Origin of the sequence: Pedobacter miscanthi (assembly GCF_032678605.1) — a bacterium.
Classification (GTDB): domain Bacteria; phylum Bacteroidota; class Bacteroidia; order Sphingobacteriales; family Sphingobacteriaceae; genus Pedobacter; species Pedobacter miscanthi_A.
Window position 1 is genome coordinate 108788 of sequence record NZ_JAVTSU010000014.1, and the last position, 21585, is coordinate 130372.

Consider the following 21585-nt stretch of genomic DNA (forward strand, 5'->3'; position numbering starts at 1 on the left):
GGGGATATATTTCGACCAAACGAGTAATGGAATCTAAGAATAACATCTTATTTCTTTTTCTGTTTTTGAATTTCACCTGTAACCCGGCCAAAAATAGTTAAAAAAACCTTTACACAAATTGGGGGTTAATATTAAAAGATAAGCTTATTTTTGTGCCTTGAACATTCGAGATTTAATAAACAGATACAAAACCGACGATAGGGTAACCCAATTTACCAAAGCGTTGAACGCTACCAAAAGCCCAAAGATACAATTAAAGGGGTTGGTGGGCTCGGCCGATGCTATTGTTGCACTTTCATCTTATTTTTTATTACATAAACCTATCCTTTTTGTTTTGCCAGATAGGGAAGAGGCAGCCTATTTCCAGTCAGACCTTGAAAGTGTATTGGATAAACAGGTTTTATTATTTCCTTCTTCCTACCGTAAATCTTTCGATTTTACTCAGGTAGATACAGCCAACGTATTAGCACGTGCCGAAGTATTGAACGAACTGAACCACGATTCGGAATATGGAAAAATTGTGGTTTCTTATCCTGAAGCCATTGCCGAAAAGGTAATCGATCGTTCTGCTCTGGAAAAAAACACATTGGAAATCAGTCTAGGTGCAAAACTGGGGATTGATTTTATCAACGAGTTTTTAATCGACTACGATTTCGACAGAAGGGATTTTGTTTACGAACCTGGCCAGTTTTCTATCCGCGGAGGTATTGTAGATATATTCTCTTTTTCTTCCGACCTTCCTTACCGCATCGAATTTTTTGGAGATGAAGTGGAGAGCATCAGAAGTTTTGAAATTGAAAGTCAGCTTTCAGTAAACGATGTTAAATCGTTAACCATTGTGCCAAACGTGCAGGCCAAGTTTTTAACGGAAAGTAATATCAGTATTCTCGATTATATCGATCAGGATACCCAGCTCTGGTTTAAAGATGTAGAATTTACTTTAGACATTGTAAAAGCAGGATATAAAAAAGCTGTTGAGCTTTGGAAAGCTTTGCCTGCAGCAGATAAAACACAAAATCCAGAATGGATAGACCCTAAATTTGCTTTTAGCGACGAGAAATTACTGGGCGATCACCTTCAGGATTTCCCTTTGGTAGAGTTCGGCAAACAGTTTTTTTATAAAACAGATAACCGTTTCGAGTTCGAAACCAAACCACAGCCTTCTTTCAACAAAGATTTCAATCTCCTGATTCACAACCTTAAGGAAAATGAAAAAGCCGGTATTGTTAATTTTATTTTTACCGATTCGCCTAAGCAGATCGAGCGTTTATATGCCATTTTAGAGGATATTGATAAAACAGCCAAATTTACGCCGATTAACAGCATGTTGCGTGAGGGTTTTGTTGATCCGCAGATCCAGACCGCATTTTATACCGATCACCAGATTTTTGATCGTTACTATAAATACAAGCTTAAAAAAGGTTATCAGAAAAGTCAGGCCATTACCCTGAAAGATTTAAGAGAACTAAAATCAGGCGATTACGTTACGCACATCGATCACGGAATTGGTAAGTATGCCGGACTTGAAAAAGTTGAGGTAAATGGCAAAACGCAGGAGATGATCCGTTTAATTTATGCTGATAATGATCTGCTTTATGTAAACATCAACTCCTTAAACCGTATAGCGAAATACAGCGGCAAGGAAAGTGGCGTACCCAAAATGAATAAGCTGGGCACGGATGCCTGGGACAAGCTAAAAAAAACTACTAAAAAAAAAGTTAAAGATATCGCCCGGGATTTGATCAAGCTTTATGCTTTGCGCAAAACGCAAGCTGGAACGGCTTTTTCTCCCGATAGTTATCTACAAACCGAACTGGAGGCTTCTTTCATTTACGAAGATACCCCCGACCAGTTAAAAGCAACACAGGACGTTAAAAAGGATATGGAATCGCCACACCCGATGGACCGTTTGGTTTGCGGTGATGTAGGTTTCGGAAAAACGGAGATCGCCGTTCGTGCGGCGTTTAAAGCGGTAGCAGAGGGCAAACAGGCTGCTATATTGGTGCCAACAACCATTTTAGCCCTACAGCATTTTAAAACTTTCTCTTCACGTTTAAAAGATTTTCCGGTTACGGTTGATTACATTAACCGTTTTAAAACCAGTAAACAGATTAAAGATACCCTGGCCGAAGCGGCAGCGGGTAAAGTGGACATATTGATTGGTACACACCGTTTATTGAGCAAAGATGTAAAATTTAAGGATCTCGGCATCATGATTATTGATGAAGAGCAGAAATTTGGCGTTACCGCAAAAGAACGCTTAAAAGCCGTGCGTGTAAACGTTGATACCTTAACGCTTACGGCAACGCCGATTCCGAGAACACTGCATTTCTCTTTAATGGGGGCAAGGGATTTATCCATCATTAGTACACCACCACCAAACCGACAGCCGGTAAGCACGGAATTACATGTTTTTAATGATAAACTGATCCAGGAAGCCGTTCAGTTTGAGTTAGACCGTGGCGGACAGGTCTTTTTTATCCATAACCGGGTTAACGACCTGATGCAATTGGGTGGAATGATCCAGAAACTGGTTCCAAAAGCAAGGATTGGTATTGCCCATGGGCAGTTAGATGGCGACCAACTGGAAGATGTAATGCTCGATTTCATTAACGGGGAAAAAGATGTTCTCGTAGCCACTACGATTATCGAAGCTGGTTTGGATATTCCTAATGCCAATACGATCATCATTAACCATGCACACATGTTTGGCTTGAGCGATCTACACCAAATGCGTGGCAGGGTAGGCCGGAGCAATAAAAAGGCTTTCTGTTACCTGCTTTCGCCGCCTTTATCAACTTTAACTTCCGAAGCGCGTAAACGTTTAAGTGCCATAGAAGAGTTTTCTGATCTGGGCAGTGGATTTAACGTAGCCATGCGCGATTTGGATATTCGTGGCAGTGGGAATTTATTAGGTGCTGAGCAAAGTGGTTTCATTGCGGAGATCGGTTTTGAAATGTACCACAAAATATTGGATGAAGCTATTCAGGAACTAAAAGAAGCTGAGTTTAAAGGTTTGTTCGAAAATGAACCCGCCCGTCCGTTTGTGGGTTTTACGCAAGTTGATACCGATTTGGAATTGTACATTCCGGATGCTTACATCACCAATATTACCGAGCGTTACAATTTATACACCGAGCTTTCTAAACTCGATAACGAAGCTGAACTGGCTATTTTCGAAAAACACCTGGCTGATCGTTTCGGACCAGTTCCTCTACAGGTAAAAACCATGCTTAGTGTAGTACGCCTGCAATGGCTGGGCAAGAAACTAGGTTTCGAGAAAATCAGCTTCAAGAAAAATAGTTTACGCGGATATTTCTTAAGTGATAAACAATCGGCTTATTTTGATTCTAACACTTTCACCAAAATTTTAACTTTTGCGCAGAACCATCCACGGATGTGTAACTTAAAAGAGGTAAAAAATACGCTCAGAATTGCTTTTGATCATGTAAGTACCGTTGAAGAAGCAATTGAAACTTTAGAGCTTATCGATTAAAAACGTTAATTGAGTCAGTCTATTGACTGAATTAACGTTAATTGAGTCAATAGACTGACTCAATTAACGTTTTTCGTATATTTGACTTAAATGGAGAGTCAAATTGTTAGAGCTTTAAAATCAATAATTCTCAATAAGATTGGGAAAAATAAGGTTATCCTAATTTTCGGAACAAGGAGGGTAGGCAAAACCTGGCTGATTGAAAACATTATTAAAGATGCCAATATTAACCATCTTTCTTTAAACGGAGAAGACCAGGATGTACAGCTGTTATTGGCAACCCGTACAGCGGCCAACTACAAAAGGATTTTAGGCGATGCTAAATTACTCGTTATTGATGAAGCTCAGGTGATACCTGAAATAGGAAAAATACTGAAGCTATTGATCGATACTTTTAAAGACCTCACGATTATTGCGAGCGGATCGTCTACTTTCGATCTGTCGAACCAAACAGGGGAGCCACTAACAGGAAGAAGTTTAACCTATTACCTTTACCCAATTGCGCAGGTTGAATTGGATAAACAGGAAAATGCGCTGCAGACCACACAAAACTTTGAAGAACGCCTGATTTTTGGTTCCTATCCAGAGTTATTTCATTTGGGTTCGCTTGCAGAAAAAGCGCAGTATTTAGCAGAGCTGGTTAAATCGTACCTCTTAAAAGATATTTTAATGTACGAGAACATTCAAAATAGTGCTAAGCTGCTAGAATTGTTAAAATTAATTGCCTACCAAGTGGGTTCGGAAGTTTCGATTGATGAGATTTCGCGTACTTTGGGCATTAGCAAAAATACGGTAAACCGTTACCTTGATTTACTTTCGAAGGTTTTTATCATTTATAAAGTTGGTGGTTACAGCAATAATTTACGCAAAGAGGTTACCAAATCATCCAAATGGTATTTTTATGATAACGGTATCCGAAATGCAATTGTTAATGATTTTAGATTGTTAGCATTACGGAATGATCAGGGTATTTTATGGGAAAACTACTGTTTTAGTGAACGTATTAAAAAAAGGGAATATGAACAGCAAAATTCCACTTATTACTTTTGGAGAACTTACGATCAGCAAGAAATAGACCTTATTGAAATTAATAACGGAGCAATTTTGGCTGCCGATTTTAAATGGGGCAATCAAAAAAAGAAAATACCCGGCTTTTTTGCTAAAAATTATCCTCAAGCCACATTTTCAATAATTAACAAAGAAAATTATTTAGATTTCATACTATAAATGTTAGACCCAACCCTGTTGCTCGATTTAGTGAAAATGCAAATGCCTTATGGAAAATATAAGGGTTACCTGATCTGCAATATACCCGAAAGTTATTTGCTTTGGTATAAAGATAAGGGTTTCCCGAAAGGTAAATTAGGCGATTTAATGGCTACCATGTTTGAAATAAGGGTAAATGGGCTAGAATATCTTTTAACGCCTTTGAAGAATCAGCAACGGTAAATCGAATAGAGGTATTCTCCTAAAGCGATGTCATCCTGAGCGTAGTTGAAGGATCCCTTGTCATTCGTATTCCTTAAACTCGTTTCAGGATCCATTTACAGAACCTACACCGGCAGATGCTGACCACGAAGTAGTTATCAGGCCATTAAAACCGCAAAAATGACTAATAAACCAAGTTCAGCAGGACGATCTTAAGAAAATCTAAATCTCACAGCCATTCTCATCACAAACCGCACCGTCATTTTTGTTTAACGAAGTAAGTGTTGTTTTGGGTTGCGTTTCTTTCCACTCCGTAAAACTTTGGGTAAGTGCATCAGTAAAAGCCTGAACAGGTTGAGCACCTGAAACGCCAAATTTACGGTCCATTACAAAATAAGGTACCCCACGGATGCCTAAATTCTGGCTTTCATAAATGTCATAACGAACAGCCTCAGCAAACTCTTCACCATTTAAAACTGCCTGGGCTTCTGCCTTATTTAAGCCGATTTCTACAGCGAGATCAACCAAAACATCGGTTTCACCAATATTTTTGCTATTTACAAAATGGGCTTCAAACAGTTTTTCTTCTGCTAAATCCTGAAGATTGTGTTTTGCTGCCAAATGGATTAAACGATGTGCATTAAAAGTATTTGCGGGAATATTGGTGTCAAAATCAAGCGTTAAACCAGCATTTGCAGCCATATCAACCACCTGTTTAGTCATTTGTTTGGCCTGCTCAATTGGCATGCCTTTGCTTCTCGAAAGGTAATCGTAAACCGTTTCATTATTGGTATTGTGATATTCGGGATTGAGCTGAAAACTCTTCCAATCTATTTCAATTTCATTTTTAAAGGGCAGTTTTTCAATTGCCTGTTCAAAATGTCTTTTCCCGATATAGCAAAACGGACACATTACGTCCGACCAGATTTCTACTTTCATAACACAAAATTAAGGTGATTATAATTGCCTATAGTAAGGCTAAAGTAAAAAGCCGCTATCGTTTGGGATAGTGGCTCTCATTTACAATTACTTTATTATTTATACAATTGGTTAAAGATCAGTTTAAAAGTACCGTGCGTTTGCGCCCGGAAAGCTATTTCTGGTCCAAAAGCAAGTAATTTACCTTTCCCAACCTTCGCTTCAAAAGCCGTTACGCCATCTTGAAGGTAAGCTTGCCCCCAGGCCCAGCCACTACGTAGGGGAGTAGCATTTTCGAACCACATTAAAGGTTTAATCTTACCAGAAGCAATGGCATCGCCTGTAAGCTTAAAAACAGGACTGTTATCAAAATAAATATCCGTTTCCTTTTCCATACCCCAATTGGTTGGTAAAGTAGCGTCTACACCTACATTCAGAACAGTTCCGGGAACATAATATTTTTCGGTTGGTAATCTCTTTTCCTCTCCGTTAACGATTTCAACCATTGCATTGCGTACCGGAAGATTTAGATGATAGGCCAAATTGGTACTGCTGCCAATGGTTACAATATTGCCTCCAGCCTCTAAGAATTTCTTTAATTCAGGGATCGATTTATCTGCGGTAATCCTGCCTAAACGGTTTCTAAATTCCTGCGGAATTTCCTCAGCCTTTGGTCCGAATGATCTGTTTCCTGTACCTCCATTTTGAAACGACGGAATTGCCCCACCCACAAAAACAATCACATCGTATTTCGATTTTAAATTTCCAGCGTCAATATCCTGTGGATAAATCACCGTAGCGCTATAATGATATTGTTCCATTAAAAAGCGAAGCCAGCCCGAGGCCATAGAACCTCCATAAGTATCCCAAAGGGCAATTCTGGCTGTTGAAACTTTAATTTTGTTTTTCGGGGCAGATGCACTTTTCAGTTTGATGTTTGCTTTTTCCAATATTGATTTCCCTGCTGACGAAACATAAAAATCACCATTTTCAGTAGAGCGATAAACCTCAATTTTATGCTTTAACAAATCATTAACCGCAGTATATGAATCGTTTTGTGCGGCACTTAATGCATAGCCCGATCCATTTGGCAATTTATTTTCCGGTTTTAACAATTGTCCATAAGGATTTTTCTCAAATGGACCAGAAAAGTCATCTAAAATTCGATCGAACTTCACATCCATTAAATAAGCCAAAGTCCAGCCTGCGGCATCGTACGGTGGAATTGGTGCCCCACCTTCGTATTTAAAATCATTTGGGTGATCCTGTGGTTCAAACATATCCAAAACGTGGGGGCGGAAAGCCTGATCGGTTTTGACCACATAACTTCCGGCAGGGTAATTTTTTCCGGCAATGGTAAACGGAGCAGTTCCTTTTTGCACCACGATACCCGTTCTGATTAATGCATTTAAAAATTTTATGGCCGAGTTAAAATCAGGCTGATCGGCACTTAAAATATAGCCTCGCGGATCCCGGTTTACAGGCGCTTTCATCACCGTATCAAAAGCTTTAATACTGATCTGTCGTCTTGGTCCAAAATCGGCATCACCGCCCGCTATAGCCATGCTCTTTTCTCCTTTAGCTGCATTATTAATGGCTTCAATTTTCTTTGGAGAGAAAGACCAGGTATCTTTTTTACCACGTTCAATCGAATTTCTACCCATTTGGTAAATGTTGTACAACAACTCATCGCGGTAACGCTGTGCATAACCTAAAACCGCATAGTTTAAAGAAACGGAGTAATCAATCGAGTTTTTAAAATACCATTTCCTTGGGGTAATCGGGTTTGGAGAATCGCCACTTGGCAATAAACGCGAAGGAACCAAAGGAATTTCAGATGGGGTAGGATTACCGATAATCTCAGTCAATAAACCAATCATATTATGAAAATAGGTTGTGGTTCTTAACCCGCCGTTGTACCAGGTAGAATAAACCGATCCGCCACGCTGGGTATAACCTGGTTTATTTTCTACATTCATCCTGTTATGCATGGCCGCACCAACAGCGTCTAAACTGGTTAATATGGTGGGGTCGAACACATAATTAAATGGATCACGATAGGGCGGGCCAGCTACCACAGTTCCTGCCGGGCCGGCCTGATGGTGATTATACATAATCTGCGGAATCCACTCTACAAAAAGCTGTCGACCAATATTCTGTGTTTCTTTAAGATTTAACATAAAAAAATCGCGGTTATTATCATGCCCGGCATATTTTTCGTACAAAACGGGTAAACCAGAGGTTGATCTTTTTTTAGGGTCTTTTTCCCTCATGTACCAATTACTCACCAGCTCCTGTCCATCAGGATTGGCATGTGTAAACAAAATGATTACATTATCTAAAATGCGTAAGGTTTCAGCATCCGTTCTGGAAGCAAACTCATAAATGGTCTCGATCAACTGATGGGCACCAACCACTTCATTTGCGTGCAGACCTCCATCAATCCATACTACCGCTTTGCCTTCCTGTGCAAGCGCTTTTGCTTGTTCAGGCGTAATTTCAGCATGAGCAAGTTGTTGAGAAATTTCTTTATATCGGTCTAGTTTTTTCAGGTTCTCTGGTGAAGAAACAATCAGCATGTACTGACTTTTGCTTTCTTCAGTTTTACCGATATCAACTAGTTTAACACGGTTAGAACTTGCTGCCAGTTTTTTAAAATACGCTTCTGTTTGGGTGTAATTGGCCAGTTGGTAATCATCACCGATATCAAAACCGAAGTGAGATTTTGGTGTTGGTACCTCTTGTGCCAGCAAGCCATAACTATTTACCATTAAAAAAGCAAAGCAAAGCCCTTTAAAGTAATTTTTTATCATAATAAGGAGTTTAGTTGGTAATCAAATATAATAGACTACCGGCTTCAAAAACGGCATGCTGTAAATTTGTTACAAGTAATCGATGAGCTTGATACATAAACCACAGATAAAAATATTATTAACGGAAATTTGTCAGTACTTTTTACAGCACCTATATTTAGCCCATGACCTTAGACGAAAGAATAGAAAACTCTAAAACCAGTATTTTTAAAGCTGTTTTCCCAAATACAACCAACCATTACGATACCCTTTTTGGTGGTACTGCCATGCATTTAATGGACGAAGTTGCCTTTATTACCGCCACGCGTTTTAGCCGCCAAATTATGGTAACCGTAAGTAGCGACAGAATAGATTTTAAAAAACCAATCCCCGCAGGGACCATTGTAGAGCTGATCGGCAAAGTAAATCACGTTGGTAATACCAGTTTAAAGGTTAATGTAGAAATTTATATTGAGCAGATGTATGCCGAAGGAAGAGAATTGGCCGTACATGGCGATTTTACCTTTGTGGCCATCGATGAAAATAAAAAGCCGGTGCAGGTAATCAAATAATCTTATAAGATTTAGCCAAAAAGACATAAAAATCATCAACTTTGAATCTTTAAATTTGATTATGGAACATCAACATTCTGCAGAAGATTTAAAAAATATTGCAAGGCAATTGAGCTGCCCTGAAGGTGAACACGGCATTAAAACAGGGGAGATGATGCATGCTAGTAACATTGGGATGACCCGCTCGGCCATTGATGCCCTAAACCTTCAAAATCATGATAAGGTTTTAGAAATCGGCCATGGAAATGGTGCTCATATTGCCCAATTATTATCAAAAGCAGAAAACCTCATGTATTACGGCGCTGATATTTCGGAAACGATTATTGCCGAAGCCGAAAAAATCAATCAGTATTTTATTGATAAAGGCATTGTTCATTTCAAACTCACAGATGGCAATAACCTCCCATTTGATAACAACCGCTTCGATAAAATTTTTACGGTGAATACGATCTATTTTTGGACGGATCCAAGCGGATACCTTCAAGAAATCAGGCGTGCTTTAAAGCTGAATGGAACCCTTGTCCTATGTTTTGCAGATAAAACCTTTATGCAAAATCTCCCCTTTACGCCATATGGCTTTACCCTTTACGAGGTAGAAAAAGTAAAAGGCTTGTTAGCAGATGCAGGCTTTACGATTAAAAACATCATTAAAAAGCTAGAACAGGTACAAAGCAAAACAGGCGAACAAATGGAAAGGGAATATTATGTTGCGGTTGCTTCTATTTAATTTCTGTTATAAAACACTAAAATTCTTTGTGCCTTCGTGTCTTTGTGGTCAATATTTAATAAACTTCTAATACAAAATCAAATACAAGTACGCATAAACTACTGGTGCAGCCAATAACAAGCCATCAAAACGATCCAGTAAACCGCCGTGGCCGGGTAATAATCCACCGCTATCTTTTGTATCTAAACTGCGTTTAAGCATCGATTCTACCAGATCGCCCAGGGTACCGAAACTTGCAATTAACACTGCCATACCGGCCCAAACCCAAGCCGGGCTTTCGGTAAACAGAAAGGATAAACCAAAAGCCACCAAAACGCTGGTAAACATACCTCCGAAAAAGCCTTCCCAGCTTTTCTTTGGCGAATGGCGTTCAAACAATTTGCTTTTGCCATACTTTACACCAAAAAGATAAGCGCCGGTATCATTTGCCCAAAGCATCAACAAAAATGCCAGCGGAAAATGAAAATTATATTCATTCCAGTTTTTTAAAAATCCCAGGGCATGAAAAAAGCAAAAAGGAATGGTTACATAAACAAAGCCAACAAATGTGTAAGAGATATTGGCAAATGGAATTTTGTTTTTCTTATACAGTTCGGTAATAAAAACCGAAAAAATCAACGGGATACAAAGCAACAGGTATTTAACATCATATTTTAGGTAATGTAAACCTGCAGCCATCAAAAATATCAGAAAACCAGCTGCCAAGCCAATATTTCGGTGTGGCCTGATGCCTGAGTTTTTAATCAGTTTATAAAATTCGAATAAGGATAAAACACTTAGAATAAGATAGAAAATTGTAAAGGTATAACTCCCTAAAAAGATGGAGCCAAGCATTACAATGGTAAAAAAGAAAGCGGTTATTGCCCTGGTTTTCATTTAAGGTAAGAGGTAAAGGGTTTAAGGTTTATGGTCGTCATCACACTATTCAATTTCGTTTTCAACGATATATTCTATGGCTTTATCGAAATCGACCTTATTTACCAAAACATTTATTTCGCCAATATTATATGCCGAGAGCTGTTTATTTATCGTTACCGCCGGGATCCCAGCTTCTGTTAATCCCTGTTTTAATACCTCGGCCGCAAAGGCATCGCTGGTGGTATATACTTTAACCCAATTTTCGCTCACGTGTTGCGTTATCTTTAAAAAATTTAAACAAAGCTATGGTAATTATTGCACTAATTAAATAGCCATACCACGGAAAACCGATTGGTTCATCAGCTTTATAAAGAGGCAGGTGGTGTTTTTGCATATAAAACGCAGCACAAACCGCATAGGCGTTATTTATAAAATGTGCCAGCATGGCGTACCAGATACTTCCACTGTAATAATATAAATAACCAAAACCTGCACCCAAGAGCATCCGGGGTACAAAACCATAAAATTGAAGGTGAATGGCACTAAAAATAATCGCTGATATCCAAATGGCCAAATGCGGATTGTTAAAAGCCCTATTTAGCGATCGCTGAACACCACCACGGAACATTAATTCTTCGCCAATGGCAGGCAAAACTGCTATAACTATTAAATTTGCAACAAAATCAAGGTTACTACGAACAGTAATCAGTTTAATTGTAGCATCCATTGTAGCATCTTCTTTCTCTTTCATCCAACGCTCAATTCCTTTTAAAAAATCAGGCAAAACCATTTTTTGATTCCAAAGATTTACCCATTCCATAAAAGGCATGCTTACAATCATGATAAGTAAAGCCAAAAACAATAATAAGATACGTGGTTTTCCAAAACCATAAAATCTGTTTATTTTTTTACCTTCTGTTAGTGCAAGTGCTATTGCAGGAACAGCCATTAGTCCAATTGATGTTCCGAGTGCCTGGAAAATTTTAAACGCACTAATGTTTGCATCTGTTATCTTTCCGCTTACTACCTCCCCGGCTATATCTGATCCATAAAGAGCTCCAATTATCTCAGAAGCAAGTAAAATAAATATTATAGCACTAAGAATTGCGTAAAATAAAAGTAAAAGTAATTGCAAGAAAGGATTGATTTCCTCCTTGTTAGGTGTTACAAAATTCATTATTTGTACCTTTGTATGTTTTATTAATCGTTGAAGATAGAAAATGTCTGTTAAGATAGGAAATATAGATTTAGGTGAGTTCCCCTTATTGCTCGCTCCGATGGAGGATGTAAGCGATCCGCCATTCCGTTATGTATGCAAAAAAAACGGGGCAGACATGATGTATACCGAGTTTATTTCTTCGGAAGGCCTAATCCGTGATGCAGCAAAAAGCTTACAAAAGCTTGATATTTTCGAATATGAAAGACCTATTGGCATCCAGATTTTTGGTGGCGATATCGAACACATGCGCGAGGCTTCCGAAATTGCTTCGGCCGCCGGACCAGATTTAGTGGATATTAACTACGGCTGCCCGGTAAAAAATGTAGTTTGCAAAGGTGCTGGTTCCAGTTTGCTTCAGGACATCGATAAAATGGTAAAAATGACCGATGCTGTTGTTAAAGCTTCGCATTTACCGGTTACTGTAAAAACCCGCCTCGGCTGGGATGATAATACCAAAAACGTATACGAAGTGGCCGAACGACTTCAGGATGTAGGCATTCAGGCTTTAACCATTCATGGCAGAACAAGGGCACAATTATACAAAGGTGAAGCAGATTGGGCGCTCATTCGCGAAATTAAACGCAATCCCCGTATTAAAATTCCAATTTTTGGCAATGGTGATATAGATAGTCCCGAAAAAGCAGCCAACTGGCGTATGGAATATGAGGTAGATGGCATTATGATTGGTCGTGCTGCCATTGGTTATCCATGGATTTTCCGCGAGGTAAAACATTTTTTTAAAACAGGTGAGCACCTGGCTGGACCAACTATTGAAGAACGCATCGAAGTTTGCCGTACACATTTAGATAAATCGCTGGAATGGAAAGGTCCTAAAACCGGAATTTTCGAAATGCGCCGCCATTATGCCAACTATTTTAAAGGCCTGCCTGATTTTAAACCATACCGCATGCGCTTGGTGGCTGAACCTGATATCAACAACATTTACAGCATTTTAGAAGAAGTGGCAGAAAAATTTGCCAACTATGACGCCACAGGAGTAATGGCTTGATTTTTGAATGCTTTTTTCTTACATTCGTTATTATCATGGTTACAGCTATCACAGACGGGGTTAAAGTTTCAGTAGAAACCGTTTACCAGCCAGAATATTCAAATCCGGCCAATGAGCATTTTATGTTCGCTTATCGCGTAGAAATCTCTAATCTTTCTGATTATGCTGTACAGTTAATGCGCCGTCAGTGGTTAATTTTCGATTCGAATTCTAGCCGCAGGGAAGTAGAAGGAGAAGGCGTTGTTGGTTTACAGCCCATTATCCAACCCGGCGAAACACATGTATACGTTTCGGGTTGCAACCTTAAAACCGATATGGGCAGCATGAAGGGTACCTACCTGATGAGGCGCGACCTTGATGGTTCGGAATTCGATGTCGACATTCCTGAATTTCAGTTGGTTGCTCCTTATAAATTGAATTAATTCATAGTGCTACCCTGCCAAGGATCGTCATTTAGATTGAAGCGCAGCGAAATGGAGAAATCTAAAAGTTCAATTTGATTATTTATCTTAGTAAAGCAATTTCAGCATACCTTTTTAAAGTTAATCCTGCTTTATAGTCCCTCTTTCCAATCAGGCGCTGCCGCTGCAACCATGTTTAAACTGCAGTGCTGCTGCAACTATTAAAGATTTATAGCGCTGTGCCTTAAATATTCTTTCTGCTCCTTACAACCACAAATAGTAGAACAAACCGTGCCACCTAAACCCGATTGACGTGAAGCCCGATTTTCCATTGGCGTACAAAAAGCGGGGCCGAACCCTTCATACTACCACAAAAGCAGCTTTCCAAAAAAAGGAATAGTGCCATTTTAAATAGATATTGATACGTATGTAAAAATCTGGACAGGGGATTTTGTTAAACCAAAAACGGCCAGGATATCATCCCAGCCGCTCTGTATTTTTCATCATTAGATATTTTTAATCCCTGCTTCTTCCAAAAAGCATCGATGCATAGTAGAGTAAATTTGCCAATGCCCCAACAGCAGCTACCACGTAAGTCATTGCCGCCCACCAAAGCGCATCTTTAGCTTGTGCATTTTCTTCTCTGGTTTGCATTACGCCATTATTATTCTTTAACCAGGCCAGTGCCCGGTTACTGGCATCAAACTCTACCGGTAGCGTAATAATGCTAAATACGGTTACAAGCGCCAAACCCACTACGCCAATGGCCAAAACAATCGGTGTAACCGAAAAGGCCAGCAACATTACACCGAGTAGTAATACCCATTGTAAAAGGTTTGATGATATACTTACTACGGGCACCATGGTGCTCCTTAAATTAAGCCAGCTGTAAGATTTTGCATGTTGCACCGCGTGGCCACATTCATGCGCTGCTACTGCCGCTGCTGCAACACTCCGGCTGTAATATACATCAGTACTTAAATTAACGGTTTTATCTGTTGGATTGTAATGATCTGTTAATTGCCCTTCGGTACTCATCACCTTCACGTCGTATATCCCATTATCATGCAGCATTCTTTCTGCCACCTCTTTGCCCGATAAACCTGAGCTTAATTGCATTTCGGCATACATAGAAAACTTGTTTCTAAAACGCCACTGTACAAACATGCTCAACAATAATACCGGGATGATTAATATTAAATAAACTCCCATTTTCTTATGTATGTTTTTCATTGGGCATATATCAAAAAGCGTTCCCATATTATTTGCCTGTTAAAAAACAGTACATTTATACTATGCCAACAGCGCTTTCATACTGGGAAAAAGAATCATTTTTTTGTAATTATGATGTTATCATTATTGGTAGCGGTATTGTGGGTTTAAATGCTGCCATCCACCTTAAAAAATCAGTGCCATTATTAAAAATAGCGCTACTGGAAAGGGGGTTTTTACCAACAGGTGCTAGCACTAAAAATGCAGGTTTTGCCTGTTTCGGGAGCATTTCTGAACTGATTGAGCAAGAAGAAATGGTTGGTATCAACCGGCTTGCCACTATTATAGAAAAGCGCTGGAAAGGCCTGCTCAAATTACGCCATTTATTGGGCGATAAAACCATTGATTATCAATGTTTAGGTGGCTACGAATTATTTAAAAATAACGATACTTCTTTTGCAGATACAAGTGTATCCAAAATTGAACATTTTAATCAACTCATTACTGATATTGTTGGTGCAGGGGCTTTTAGTTTAAACCATAAAAAAATAGATGCCTTTGGTTTCGAAAGCGTAGGTACTTTAATCGAAAACAGGTACGAAGCGCAGATTGATAGTGGCAAAATGATGTTTGCTTTAATTCAATATGCACAGCAGCTCGGTATCAGCATTTTTAATAACTGTACAGTAGAACGGATTGAAGAAAATACTCAGGGTTCATGTTTAATTACCCAAAATGGAAACTTTTTCTGTAAACGACTTATTGTAACAACCAATGCTTTTATAAAAGATCTCTATCCGGATATTGATATCAATGCAGGTCGCGGTCAGGTTTTAATTACCAAACCCATTAAAGATTTAAAAGTGGCAGGTACTTTCCATTACGATAAGGGTTATTATTATTTTAGGAATATAAATGATAGAATTTTATTGGGCGGGGGAAGGAACATCGATTTTAAAGCTGAAGAAACCATAACCTTTGGTGTAACAGAAGCCGTTCAGCAAGCATTGGAAGATTTACTGAAAAACGTAATCTTACCAAAAACCAATTATGAAATAGATTACCGCTGGAGCGGAATTATGGCTTTTGGGAAAGTGCTAGAGCCATTAATAAAAGAAATCAGACCAAATGTATTTTGCGCAACAAGGTGTAATGGTATGGGCATTGCAATAGGTTCGCAAACGGGAGAAGATGTAGCGGAGCTATTGTTGAAGCGTTTGTAATTTTTAACTGAAAAGGACGAGGAGTGAGACGCGGAGGAATAAGATTTTGCTCTATTTTACAATTAAATACCTTCCAAAAACACCGTCATTTCGACTTGATCACTGTAGAATTTGCAGATTTTCCATTCCACTACCATTGATGTTATCACGTAACAAACTATTTATAAGTACTTTGTAAATAATATGCATTTCCGTCTAGCTAGGCCAAAGCACCACATCTCCGTTCTAATTAAATCCGGCCTGACAAATTTTTCGGGCTCTACTGATCCAGCCATCCTGCTGACTTTGAAAGAAAAATTTTCAGCCGGTGGTTTTTGTTTCTTTTTGGCAGCAAAAAGAAAGAGCCTTTCGGCGGCGGCAAGCCGAGGCAAGACTGTGCATGCGGCAAAATGCAATAAATTATTCCTCGAAATGATGGTAGGCGAGAAAAAAAGTCTTCAAGTACAAAGCAATCCCATTGCTAACGGGTAAGTAGCGATCGTTGTAAGATTGCTTCGTCGGCTGAAAAAGCCTCTTCGCAATGACGACTTTTTACTTAAACACCACCGTCTTATTCCCGCTTACAAAAACACGGTCTTCAAAAATGAGCTCTAAAGCTTCTAACAATACTTTTTTCTCTATTTCCTTTCCAGCCCTTACCATTTCTTTCACGCCGAAATTATGGTCTACATGATTGGTGTGCTGGGTAATAATTGGTCCTTCGTCCAGGTTATCGGTTACAAAATGGGCTGTTGCGCCAATGATTTTTACACCACGCTCAAAAGCTTGCCGGTAGGGGTTGGCGCCAATAAAAGCAGGTAAAAAGGAGTGATGGATATTGATGATTTTGCCGGCATAATCTTTTACAAAATCAGCTGATAAAATCCGCATAAACTTTGCCAAAACCAGATAATCGATATCAAATCGATTAATGATCTCTTTTATTTCGGCTTCAAATATGCTTTTATCTTTATTGGTATGATCAACATAGAAATAAGGAATGCCTAGTTTTTCAGTAAAATCCTTCAGGCTTTCATAATTACCAATTACACACTGAACATTAGCCCCTAAAGTTTTAAATTGGTTTTTAATCAGTATTTCGGCCAAACAATGGTACTCTTTGGTTACCAAAACAGCAATCTGTTTCTCCTGTTCCGTAATTAAATTTACTTCAGCGGCATTTGGCAGGTTTTCTAAAAGTTTTTCCTTCAGTTTATTCGTATCCTCCAGATTTCCGGTGCAGGCAATACGCGTAAAAAAGGCTTTATTGGCTTCATCTACAAACTCACGCATAGCAATGATATTGAGTTGATGTGCAGCCAGTACGCGGGTAATATTGGTAACTAAACCTACCTGATCGGGACAGGAAATAAGGACTGTTAATGCGTTCATTTAATAAATACTAATGTCCAATGATAGAAAAATTTTACGGTTTTATCGGGTTCAAATTGACTAATTTTTTTTGGTATATCTATTTTAAATCCTCATTTTTGCTAAAATTTTTATCATTATGGAGATCGTCGGCATTGCTTTACTAATTATTATTTTAATCGTTCTGGTTATTTTATTGCTAAAGAAACCCCAAGCTGCACTTTCTATAGTGTCGGTTGAAGATTTCGAAAAGATGAAAAGCGAAAATGATTCTTTAAAAATCAGTTTGGCCAAAGCTGATGAACGTGTTTCTAACCTGTCGGTAGAAAAAGAGCACATTACCATTCTCCTTAAACAGGAACAACAGCGATTAATTGATGAATTACAGGCCGAACGCGACCGGCTTGCAGATGCCAATCGCGAGTTGGAAAGTACCCGATCTTTTTACCTTGCTGAAAAGGAAAAATTAGCCGAACAGAAAATAAGTTATGAGCAATCTCAGCAAAAATTAAATAAGGATTTCGAATTAATTGCCAATAAAATACTGGAAGAAAAATCGACTAAGTTTATTGAGCAAAACCGCACCAATCTGGATATTATCCTAAATCCTTTAAAAGAAAACATCAAAGCTTTTGAAGATAAAGTAGAAAAGGTTTATAAAGCTGAATCGGATGAAAGAAACATTTTGAAAGGTGTAATTTCAGAGTTACAGATCCAGAGCAAGCTTATTCAAGAGGATGCCAATAATTTAACCAAAGCCTTAAAAGGTGACAGCAAAAAGCAAGGAAACTGGGGTGAAATCATTTTAGAAAAGGTATTGGAGCGATCAGGATTGGTTCGTGATCAGGAATACCGCATTCAGGCTTCGCATACATCAGCAGAAGGTAGTCGCTACCAACCCGACGTAGTGATCGACCTCCCGGATGATAAACACCTTGTGGTTGACGCTAAGGTTAGCTTAGTTGCTTATGAGCGATCTGTATCAGCTGATACAGATGAAGAGCGTGAGGGTTATGTAAAACAGCATTTAGCCTCAATCAAAAATCACATCCAGGAGTTGTCGTCAAAAAATTACCAGGATTTATACAAAATCAATTCTCCTGATTTTGTTTTATTATTTGTCCCGATAGAATCTTCTTTCAGCATCGCAGTTCAAAAAGATGCCGAACTTTTCAATTTCGCCTGGGATAGAAGGGTGGTCATCGTGAGTCCGTCTACTTTATTGGCTACTTTACGTACCATTGCCAGTATGTGGAAACAGGAACGCCAGAACCGTAACGTAATGGAAATTGCCAGATTAAGCGGTAGTATGTACGATAAATTTGTGGGGTTTGTAGCCGATATGGAAAATATTGGCAAATACATCAAAAACGGTCAGGATGCTTATGATAAAGCCATCAACAAATTATCAGTTGGTGCCGGAAACTTAACCAATACATCCGAAAAGATTAAAAAATTGGGTGCAAAAGCTACAAAACAGATCGATACCAAATATCTGGATATAAATGAAACGCAAGATTTATAGCCTTTCCTAAAATAGAAGGCGAAGCCTCTCGATTTTTAGAAAACCTATGCTCTTAAAAAAAACAACTCAAAACTTGCAAAGTTAGTTATTTTAATTAATTCCCTTGGAACGAATTTTTTATTATTTTTTGTTTTTCGAAGTAAAGTCTTGTTAACTGACGTTGTCGTGTAGTCCCAAGCGTTGGAGATCATCACTTTTTATATATCATAGGCCCTGAAGTGAATTCAGGGTGATAGTCGCAAAAAAAATCGTCATTTCGACCAAAGTGCAACGAAGTCGATAAATCTATATCAAGATAGATCTCTCCGCTTCACTGCGTTTCGGTCGAGATGACGACGTGTCGTTTTAACTAAAGTTTATTTATTAAAAGCATTCCAGCCCTGGGCCTTTAACTCATGTACTTTTTCTGATTTTGAAACCATTTTACAGCCCGAATTTTTATCGGTAACATGGCCGATTACAGTGATATCTACATCATGTTTCAGTTTTTTATAATCTTCCTGACTGATGGTAAACAACAATTCATAATCTTCGCCACCACTTAAAGCACAAACTGTTGGATCTAAACCTAACTCACGGGCAGTTTCATAAGTCATTGGATCTAAAGGAATTTTCTCTTCATAAATGGTTATTCCTTTATCTGATTGTTCTGCCAAATGCAAAATCTCCGAAGCTAAACCATCCGAAACATCGATCATAGAAGTTGGTTTAATACCCAGATCATCTAAAAGGGCTACAATATCCATTCTTGCTTCTGGCTTCAATTGCCTTTCGATGATGTAATCTTTTCCTTCCAGATCAGGCTGAATGTCAGGATTTTCAAGGTAGATTAATTTCTCTCTTTCTAAAATTTGCAAACCTAAATAGGCGCCACCCAAATCGCCAGAAACACAAAGTAGATCATGTTCCTGTGCACCGTTTCTGTACACCACTTTATCGGCATCGGCATAACCGATACTGGTAATACTGATCACCAAACCTTGCTTACTTGATGAAGTATCGCCCCCGATTAAATCGATGTTGTATTTGTTACAGGCCAGCTCAATTCCTTTATAAATTTCTTCAACAGCTTCCAACGGAAATTTACTTGATAAACCCAGTGAAACCGTAATCTGACTGGCTTTTCCATTCATGGCATAAATGTCACTCAGGTTTACCTGTACCGCTTTATAACCCAGGTGCATTAAAGGCACATAAGCCAAATCAAAGTGAATGCCTTCCAACAATAAATCGGTCGAAACCAGGATCTGTTTTCCTCTTGCATCCAAAACTGCTGCATCATCGCCAACCCCTTTTACCGAATAATCATTTTTAATTTTAAAATTGGTAGTCAGGTGTTTAATTAACCCGAACTCTCCTAATTCATTAATATCTGTACGCTCTTTATTTTCAAACATATGCAATAGTTAGGGGCGAAGCCCCGGATTTTATTTTTTAAATTAATTGTCATTCTGAGGAACGAAGAATCTTTAACATAATTAACACAGCATCTCATCTTCAGGATGACACAACCCTCAGGATGACAAATCTTTATTTTCCATCCAATTTTTACCTTCGGTAAACCTGGCAATCAACATGGCTGCAACATTATCTCCCGTTGCATTTAACAAAGTAGCCATCGGATCAACCAGGGTTCCAATAATCATAGCAGGTGGCAAAGCTTCCGGTGGCAACTGATAAGCCGAAATCATCAATAATTCGCCAATATAACCTCCATTTGGTATTCCACCTTCTACTATACTCACTAAAACGGTAATTCCCAAGGCTAAAATAATGGTATCCACATGTACCAAATCTTTACCAAAAATGGCAAAAACCACCGCAATTTTTATAATGGAACTGATGCTCGAGCCATCTTTATGCAATGTTGATCCCAAAGGAATGGTAACGTTGGTGATATAAGCCGGCACACCCATTTTTGTAGTTCCCTCTAAATTTGCAGGAATAGTGGCAATGCTGCTACAGGTTCCGATAGAAGTTAAAGAAGGTACAATATTATTTTTCCAGAATACTTTTATGGCTTTAAATCCACCCGCTACAAAAGCATATAAAGTAAAAAAAACAATAAAATAAAATGCGCCGACTCCATAATACAAACCTAAAGCTTTAGCGTAAGTACCAAAAAGCTGTGGACCAAAAACACCAACCTGATAGGCAAAATATGCACCCAAACCTATCGGACCGAGTTTCATAATCAAAATGATGAGTTTTTTCATCACTTCATTGCCCGAAACCAAGAATTTTTTAAATCCTTCTCCTTCTTTTTCGGCATACAGGGTAGAAAAACCAACTAAAACAGAGAAAATAATGAGTGCCAGCATGTTTTTCCTGCTCCCGATCTCAAAAAACTCACCAACCGTTAAAAGTTGCGTCATCTGTTCACCAAACGACTGTATTTTTTCAGGTTCTGAGGGTAAGGTTGCATTTCCTAATTGCTGATGGATCGGAAAAATCCAGGTGGCTGCCAAGGTTAAAATGGCAGAAATTAATACCGTAGAAAGGAAAACTAAAACCATTACGGTTAATAATCTTCCCAGTTTTTTACTCCGGTCTATATTTGCGATAGCCGATGAAACCGCAAAAAATACCAATGGAATAACGGCTGTAAACAACAGGTTTAAAAATATATCACCCAGTGGTTTTATACTTTCAACACTTTTCCCAAAAATTAAACCTACAATGCTCCCAACGGTTATACCCGCCAAAAGCCATAATAAGCCTGCGTAATTTTTAAGAATGTTGTTTTTTTCCATGTAATTATTTTTCTGTCATTGCGAGGCACGAAGCAATCCTACAACGATCGCAGATAGCGTGCGCTTTAAGATTGCTTCGTCGTTCCTCCTCGCAATGACGAT

The 21585-nt window shown here is 38.7% G+C and carries 19 protein-coding genes; 10 read left to right on the forward strand and 9 right to left on the reverse strand.

Annotated elements, in window-relative coordinates; all coding sequences use genetic code 11:
* The first annotated feature begins 157 nt into the window (after positions 1–157).
* The 3 genes from mfd (at position 158) to R2R28_RS20385 (ending at position 4945) form a co-directional block, all read left to right on the forward strand.
* Positions 158–3496 (forward strand): transcription-repair coupling factor, encoded by a 3339-nt coding sequence (gene mfd, locus R2R28_RS20375; protein WP_316827504.1) that lies wholly within the window; start codon positions 158–160, stop codon positions 3494–3496.
* Positions 3497–3586: 90 nt separating this feature from the next.
* Positions 3587–4723, forward strand: a complete 1137-nt coding sequence (locus R2R28_RS20380) for an ATP-binding protein (protein WP_316827505.1) — start codon at positions 3587–3589, stop codon at positions 4721–4723.
* Positions 4724–4945 (forward strand): DUF3820 family protein, encoded by a 222-nt coding sequence (locus R2R28_RS20385; RefSeq protein WP_230142986.1) that lies wholly within the window; start codon positions 4724–4726, stop codon positions 4943–4945. It begins immediately after the preceding gene.
* A gap of 201 nt (positions 4946–5146) precedes the next feature.
* Here R2R28_RS20385 and R2R28_RS20390 read toward each other — a convergent pair whose 3' ends face one another.
* Both R2R28_RS20390 and R2R28_RS20395 read right to left on the reverse strand, forming a co-directional pair.
* Entirely contained in the window at positions 5147–5863 is a 717-nt protein-coding gene (locus R2R28_RS20390) for a DsbA family oxidoreductase (protein WP_316827506.1), read from the reverse strand.
* Positions 5864–5958: 95 nt separating this feature from the next.
* A complete protein-coding gene (locus R2R28_RS20395) occupies positions 5959–8655 on the reverse strand; it encodes a M14 family metallopeptidase (protein WP_316827507.1) in 2697 nt (898 codons plus the stop codon).
* A 164-nt stretch (positions 8656–8819) separates the two neighbouring features.
* Here R2R28_RS20395 and R2R28_RS20400 point away from each other — a divergent pair, with 164 nt between their 5' ends.
* Together R2R28_RS20400 and R2R28_RS20405 are read left to right on the forward strand one after the other, a co-directional pair.
* The gene (locus R2R28_RS20400; RefSeq protein WP_316827508.1) at positions 8820–9206 is read left to right on the forward strand and encodes an acyl-CoA thioesterase; all 387 of its coding nucleotides are present in this window, start codon (positions 8820–8822) and stop codon (positions 9204–9206) included.
* Positions 9207–9267: 61 nt separating this feature from the next.
* Positions 9268–9933 carry a class I SAM-dependent methyltransferase gene (locus R2R28_RS20405; RefSeq protein WP_316827509.1) on the forward strand — a complete coding sequence of 222 codons (666 nt, stop codon included), beginning with the start codon at positions 9268–9270 and terminating at the stop codon, positions 9931–9933.
* A gap of 66 nt (positions 9934–9999) precedes the next feature.
* Here the strand turns inward: R2R28_RS20405 and R2R28_RS20410 are convergent, their stop codons facing one another.
* From R2R28_RS20410 to R2R28_RS20420, 3 genes are read right to left on the reverse strand one after another with little or no spacing between them, the layout of a single operon-like run.
* A complete protein-coding gene (locus R2R28_RS20410) occupies positions 10000–10809 on the reverse strand; it encodes a phosphatidate cytidylyltransferase (protein WP_316827510.1) in 810 nt (269 codons plus the stop codon).
* A gap of 45 nt (positions 10810–10854) precedes the next feature.
* Positions 10855–11061, reverse strand: a complete 207-nt coding sequence (locus R2R28_RS20415; protein ID WP_029274925.1) for a putative signal transducing protein — start codon at positions 11059–11061, stop codon at positions 10855–10857.
* The gene (locus R2R28_RS20420; protein WP_316827511.1) at positions 11042–11968 is read right to left on the reverse strand and encodes a CPBP family intramembrane glutamic endopeptidase; all 927 of its coding nucleotides are present in this window, start codon (positions 11966–11968) and stop codon (positions 11042–11044) included. The genes R2R28_RS20415 and R2R28_RS20420 overlap by 20 nt, the downstream gene beginning before the upstream one ends.
* 43 nt (positions 11969–12011) lie before the next feature.
* On the opposite strand from R2R28_RS20420, the gene dusB reads away from it, so the two are divergent.
* Both dusB and apaG read left to right on the forward strand, forming a co-directional pair.
* On the forward strand, positions 12012–13019 hold the full coding sequence (gene dusB, locus R2R28_RS20425) for a tRNA dihydrouridine synthase DusB (protein WP_316827512.1): 1008 nt from the start codon (positions 12012–12014) through the stop codon (positions 13017–13019).
* A 35-nt stretch (positions 13020–13054) separates the two neighbouring features.
* Positions 13055–13441 (forward strand): Co2+/Mg2+ efflux protein ApaG, encoded by a 387-nt coding sequence (apaG, locus tag R2R28_RS20430; RefSeq protein WP_316827513.1) that lies wholly within the window; start codon positions 13055–13057, stop codon positions 13439–13441.
* 495 nt (positions 13442–13936) lie between these two features.
* Here the strand turns inward: apaG and R2R28_RS20435 are convergent, their stop codons facing one another.
* Positions 13937–14632: a zinc metallopeptidase gene (locus tag R2R28_RS20435; protein ID WP_316827576.1), complete on the reverse strand. Its 696-nt coding sequence runs from the start codon at positions 14630–14632 to the stop codon at positions 13937–13939.
* Positions 14633–14715: 83 nt separating this feature from the next.
* Here R2R28_RS20435 and R2R28_RS20440 point away from each other — a divergent pair, with 83 nt between their 5' ends.
* Complete coding sequence (locus R2R28_RS20440) at positions 14716–15855, forward strand: FAD-binding oxidoreductase (RefSeq protein ID WP_316827514.1); 1140 nt, start codon at positions 14716–14718, stop codon at positions 15853–15855.
* Between the two features lie 183 nt (positions 15856–16038).
* Positions 16039–16326 carry a hypothetical protein gene (locus tag R2R28_RS20445; RefSeq protein ID WP_316827515.1) on the forward strand — a complete coding sequence of 96 codons (288 nt, stop codon included), beginning with the start codon at positions 16039–16041 and terminating at the stop codon, positions 16324–16326.
* A 60-nt stretch (positions 16327–16386) separates the two neighbouring features.
* Here R2R28_RS20445 and purU read toward each other — a convergent pair whose 3' ends face one another.
* Positions 16387–17226 carry a formyltetrahydrofolate deformylase gene (purU, locus tag R2R28_RS20450; RefSeq protein WP_316827516.1) on the reverse strand — a complete coding sequence of 280 codons (840 nt, stop codon included), beginning with the start codon at positions 17224–17226 and terminating at the stop codon, positions 16387–16389.
* A 118-nt stretch (positions 17227–17344) separates the two neighbouring features.
* Here purU and R2R28_RS20455 point away from each other — a divergent pair, with 118 nt between their 5' ends.
* Positions 17345–18730 (forward strand): DNA recombination protein RmuC, encoded by a 1386-nt coding sequence (locus R2R28_RS20455; RefSeq protein ID WP_316827517.1) that lies wholly within the window; start codon positions 17345–17347, stop codon positions 18728–18730.
* Between the two features lie 356 nt (positions 18731–19086).
* Here R2R28_RS20455 and thiL read toward each other — a convergent pair whose 3' ends face one another.
* Entirely contained in the window at positions 19087–20127 is a 1041-nt protein-coding gene (gene thiL, locus R2R28_RS20460; protein ID WP_316827518.1) for a thiamine-phosphate kinase, read from the reverse strand.
* Between the two features lie 117 nt (positions 20128–20244).
* On the reverse strand, positions 20245–21483 hold the full coding sequence (locus tag R2R28_RS20465) for a dicarboxylate/amino acid:cation symporter (RefSeq protein ID WP_316827519.1): 1239 nt from the start codon (positions 21481–21483) through the stop codon (positions 20245–20247).
* Positions 21484–21585: the final 102 nt, after the last annotated feature.

Bases quoted from the DNA above. Each gene is read 5' to 3' on its own strand.
- R2R28_RS20380 (WP_316827505.1), top strand. From the start codon at position 3,587: ATGGAGAGTCAAATTGTTAGAGCTTTAAAATCAATAATTCTCAATAAG.
- R2R28_RS20385 (WP_230142986.1), top strand. From the start codon at position 4,724: ATGTTAGACCCAACCCTGTTGCTCGATTTAGTGAAAATGCAAATGCCT.
- R2R28_RS20390 (WP_316827506.1), bottom strand. From the start codon at position 5,863: ATGAAAGTAGAAATCTGGTCGGACGTAATGTGTCCGTTTTGCTATATC.
- R2R28_RS20395 (WP_316827507.1), bottom strand. From the start codon at position 8,655: ATGATAAAAAATTACTTTAAAGGGCTTTGCTTTGCTTTTTTAATGGTA.
- R2R28_RS20400 (WP_316827508.1), top strand. From the start codon at position 8,820: ATGACCTTAGACGAAAGAATAGAAAACTCTAAAACCAGTATTTTTAAA.
- R2R28_RS20405 (WP_316827509.1), top strand. From the start codon at position 9,268: ATGGAACATCAACATTCTGCAGAAGATTTAAAAAATATTGCAAGGCAA.
- R2R28_RS20410 (WP_316827510.1), bottom strand. From the start codon at position 10,809: ATGAAAACCAGGGCAATAACCGCTTTCTTTTTTACCATTGTAATGCTT.
- R2R28_RS20420 (WP_316827511.1), bottom strand. From the start codon at position 11,968: ATGAATTTTGTAACACCTAACAAGGAGGAAATCAATCCTTTCTTGCAA.
- dusB (WP_316827512.1), top strand. From the start codon at position 12,012: ATGTCTGTTAAGATAGGAAATATAGATTTAGGTGAGTTCCCCTTATTG.
- apaG (WP_316827513.1), top strand. From the start codon at position 13,055: ATGGTTACAGCTATCACAGACGGGGTTAAAGTTTCAGTAGAAACCGTT.
- R2R28_RS20435 (WP_316827576.1), bottom strand. From the start codon at position 14,632: ATGGGAGTTTATTTAATATTAATCATCCCGGTATTATTGTTGAGCATG.
- R2R28_RS20440 (WP_316827514.1), top strand. From the start codon at position 14,716: ATGCCAACAGCGCTTTCATACTGGGAAAAAGAATCATTTTTTTGTAAT.
- R2R28_RS20445 (WP_316827515.1), top strand. From the start codon at position 16,039: ATGCATTTCCGTCTAGCTAGGCCAAAGCACCACATCTCCGTTCTAATT.
- purU (WP_316827516.1), bottom strand. From the start codon at position 17,226: ATGAACGCATTAACAGTCCTTATTTCCTGTCCCGATCAGGTAGGTTTA.
- R2R28_RS20455 (WP_316827517.1), top strand. From the start codon at position 17,345: ATGGAGATCGTCGGCATTGCTTTACTAATTATTATTTTAATCGTTCTG.
- thiL (WP_316827518.1), bottom strand. From the start codon at position 20,127: ATGTTTGAAAATAAAGAGCGTACAGATATTAATGAATTAGGAGAGTTC.
- R2R28_RS20465 (WP_316827519.1), bottom strand. From the start codon at position 21,483: ATGGAAAAAAACAACATTCTTAAAAATTACGCAGGCTTATTATGGCTT.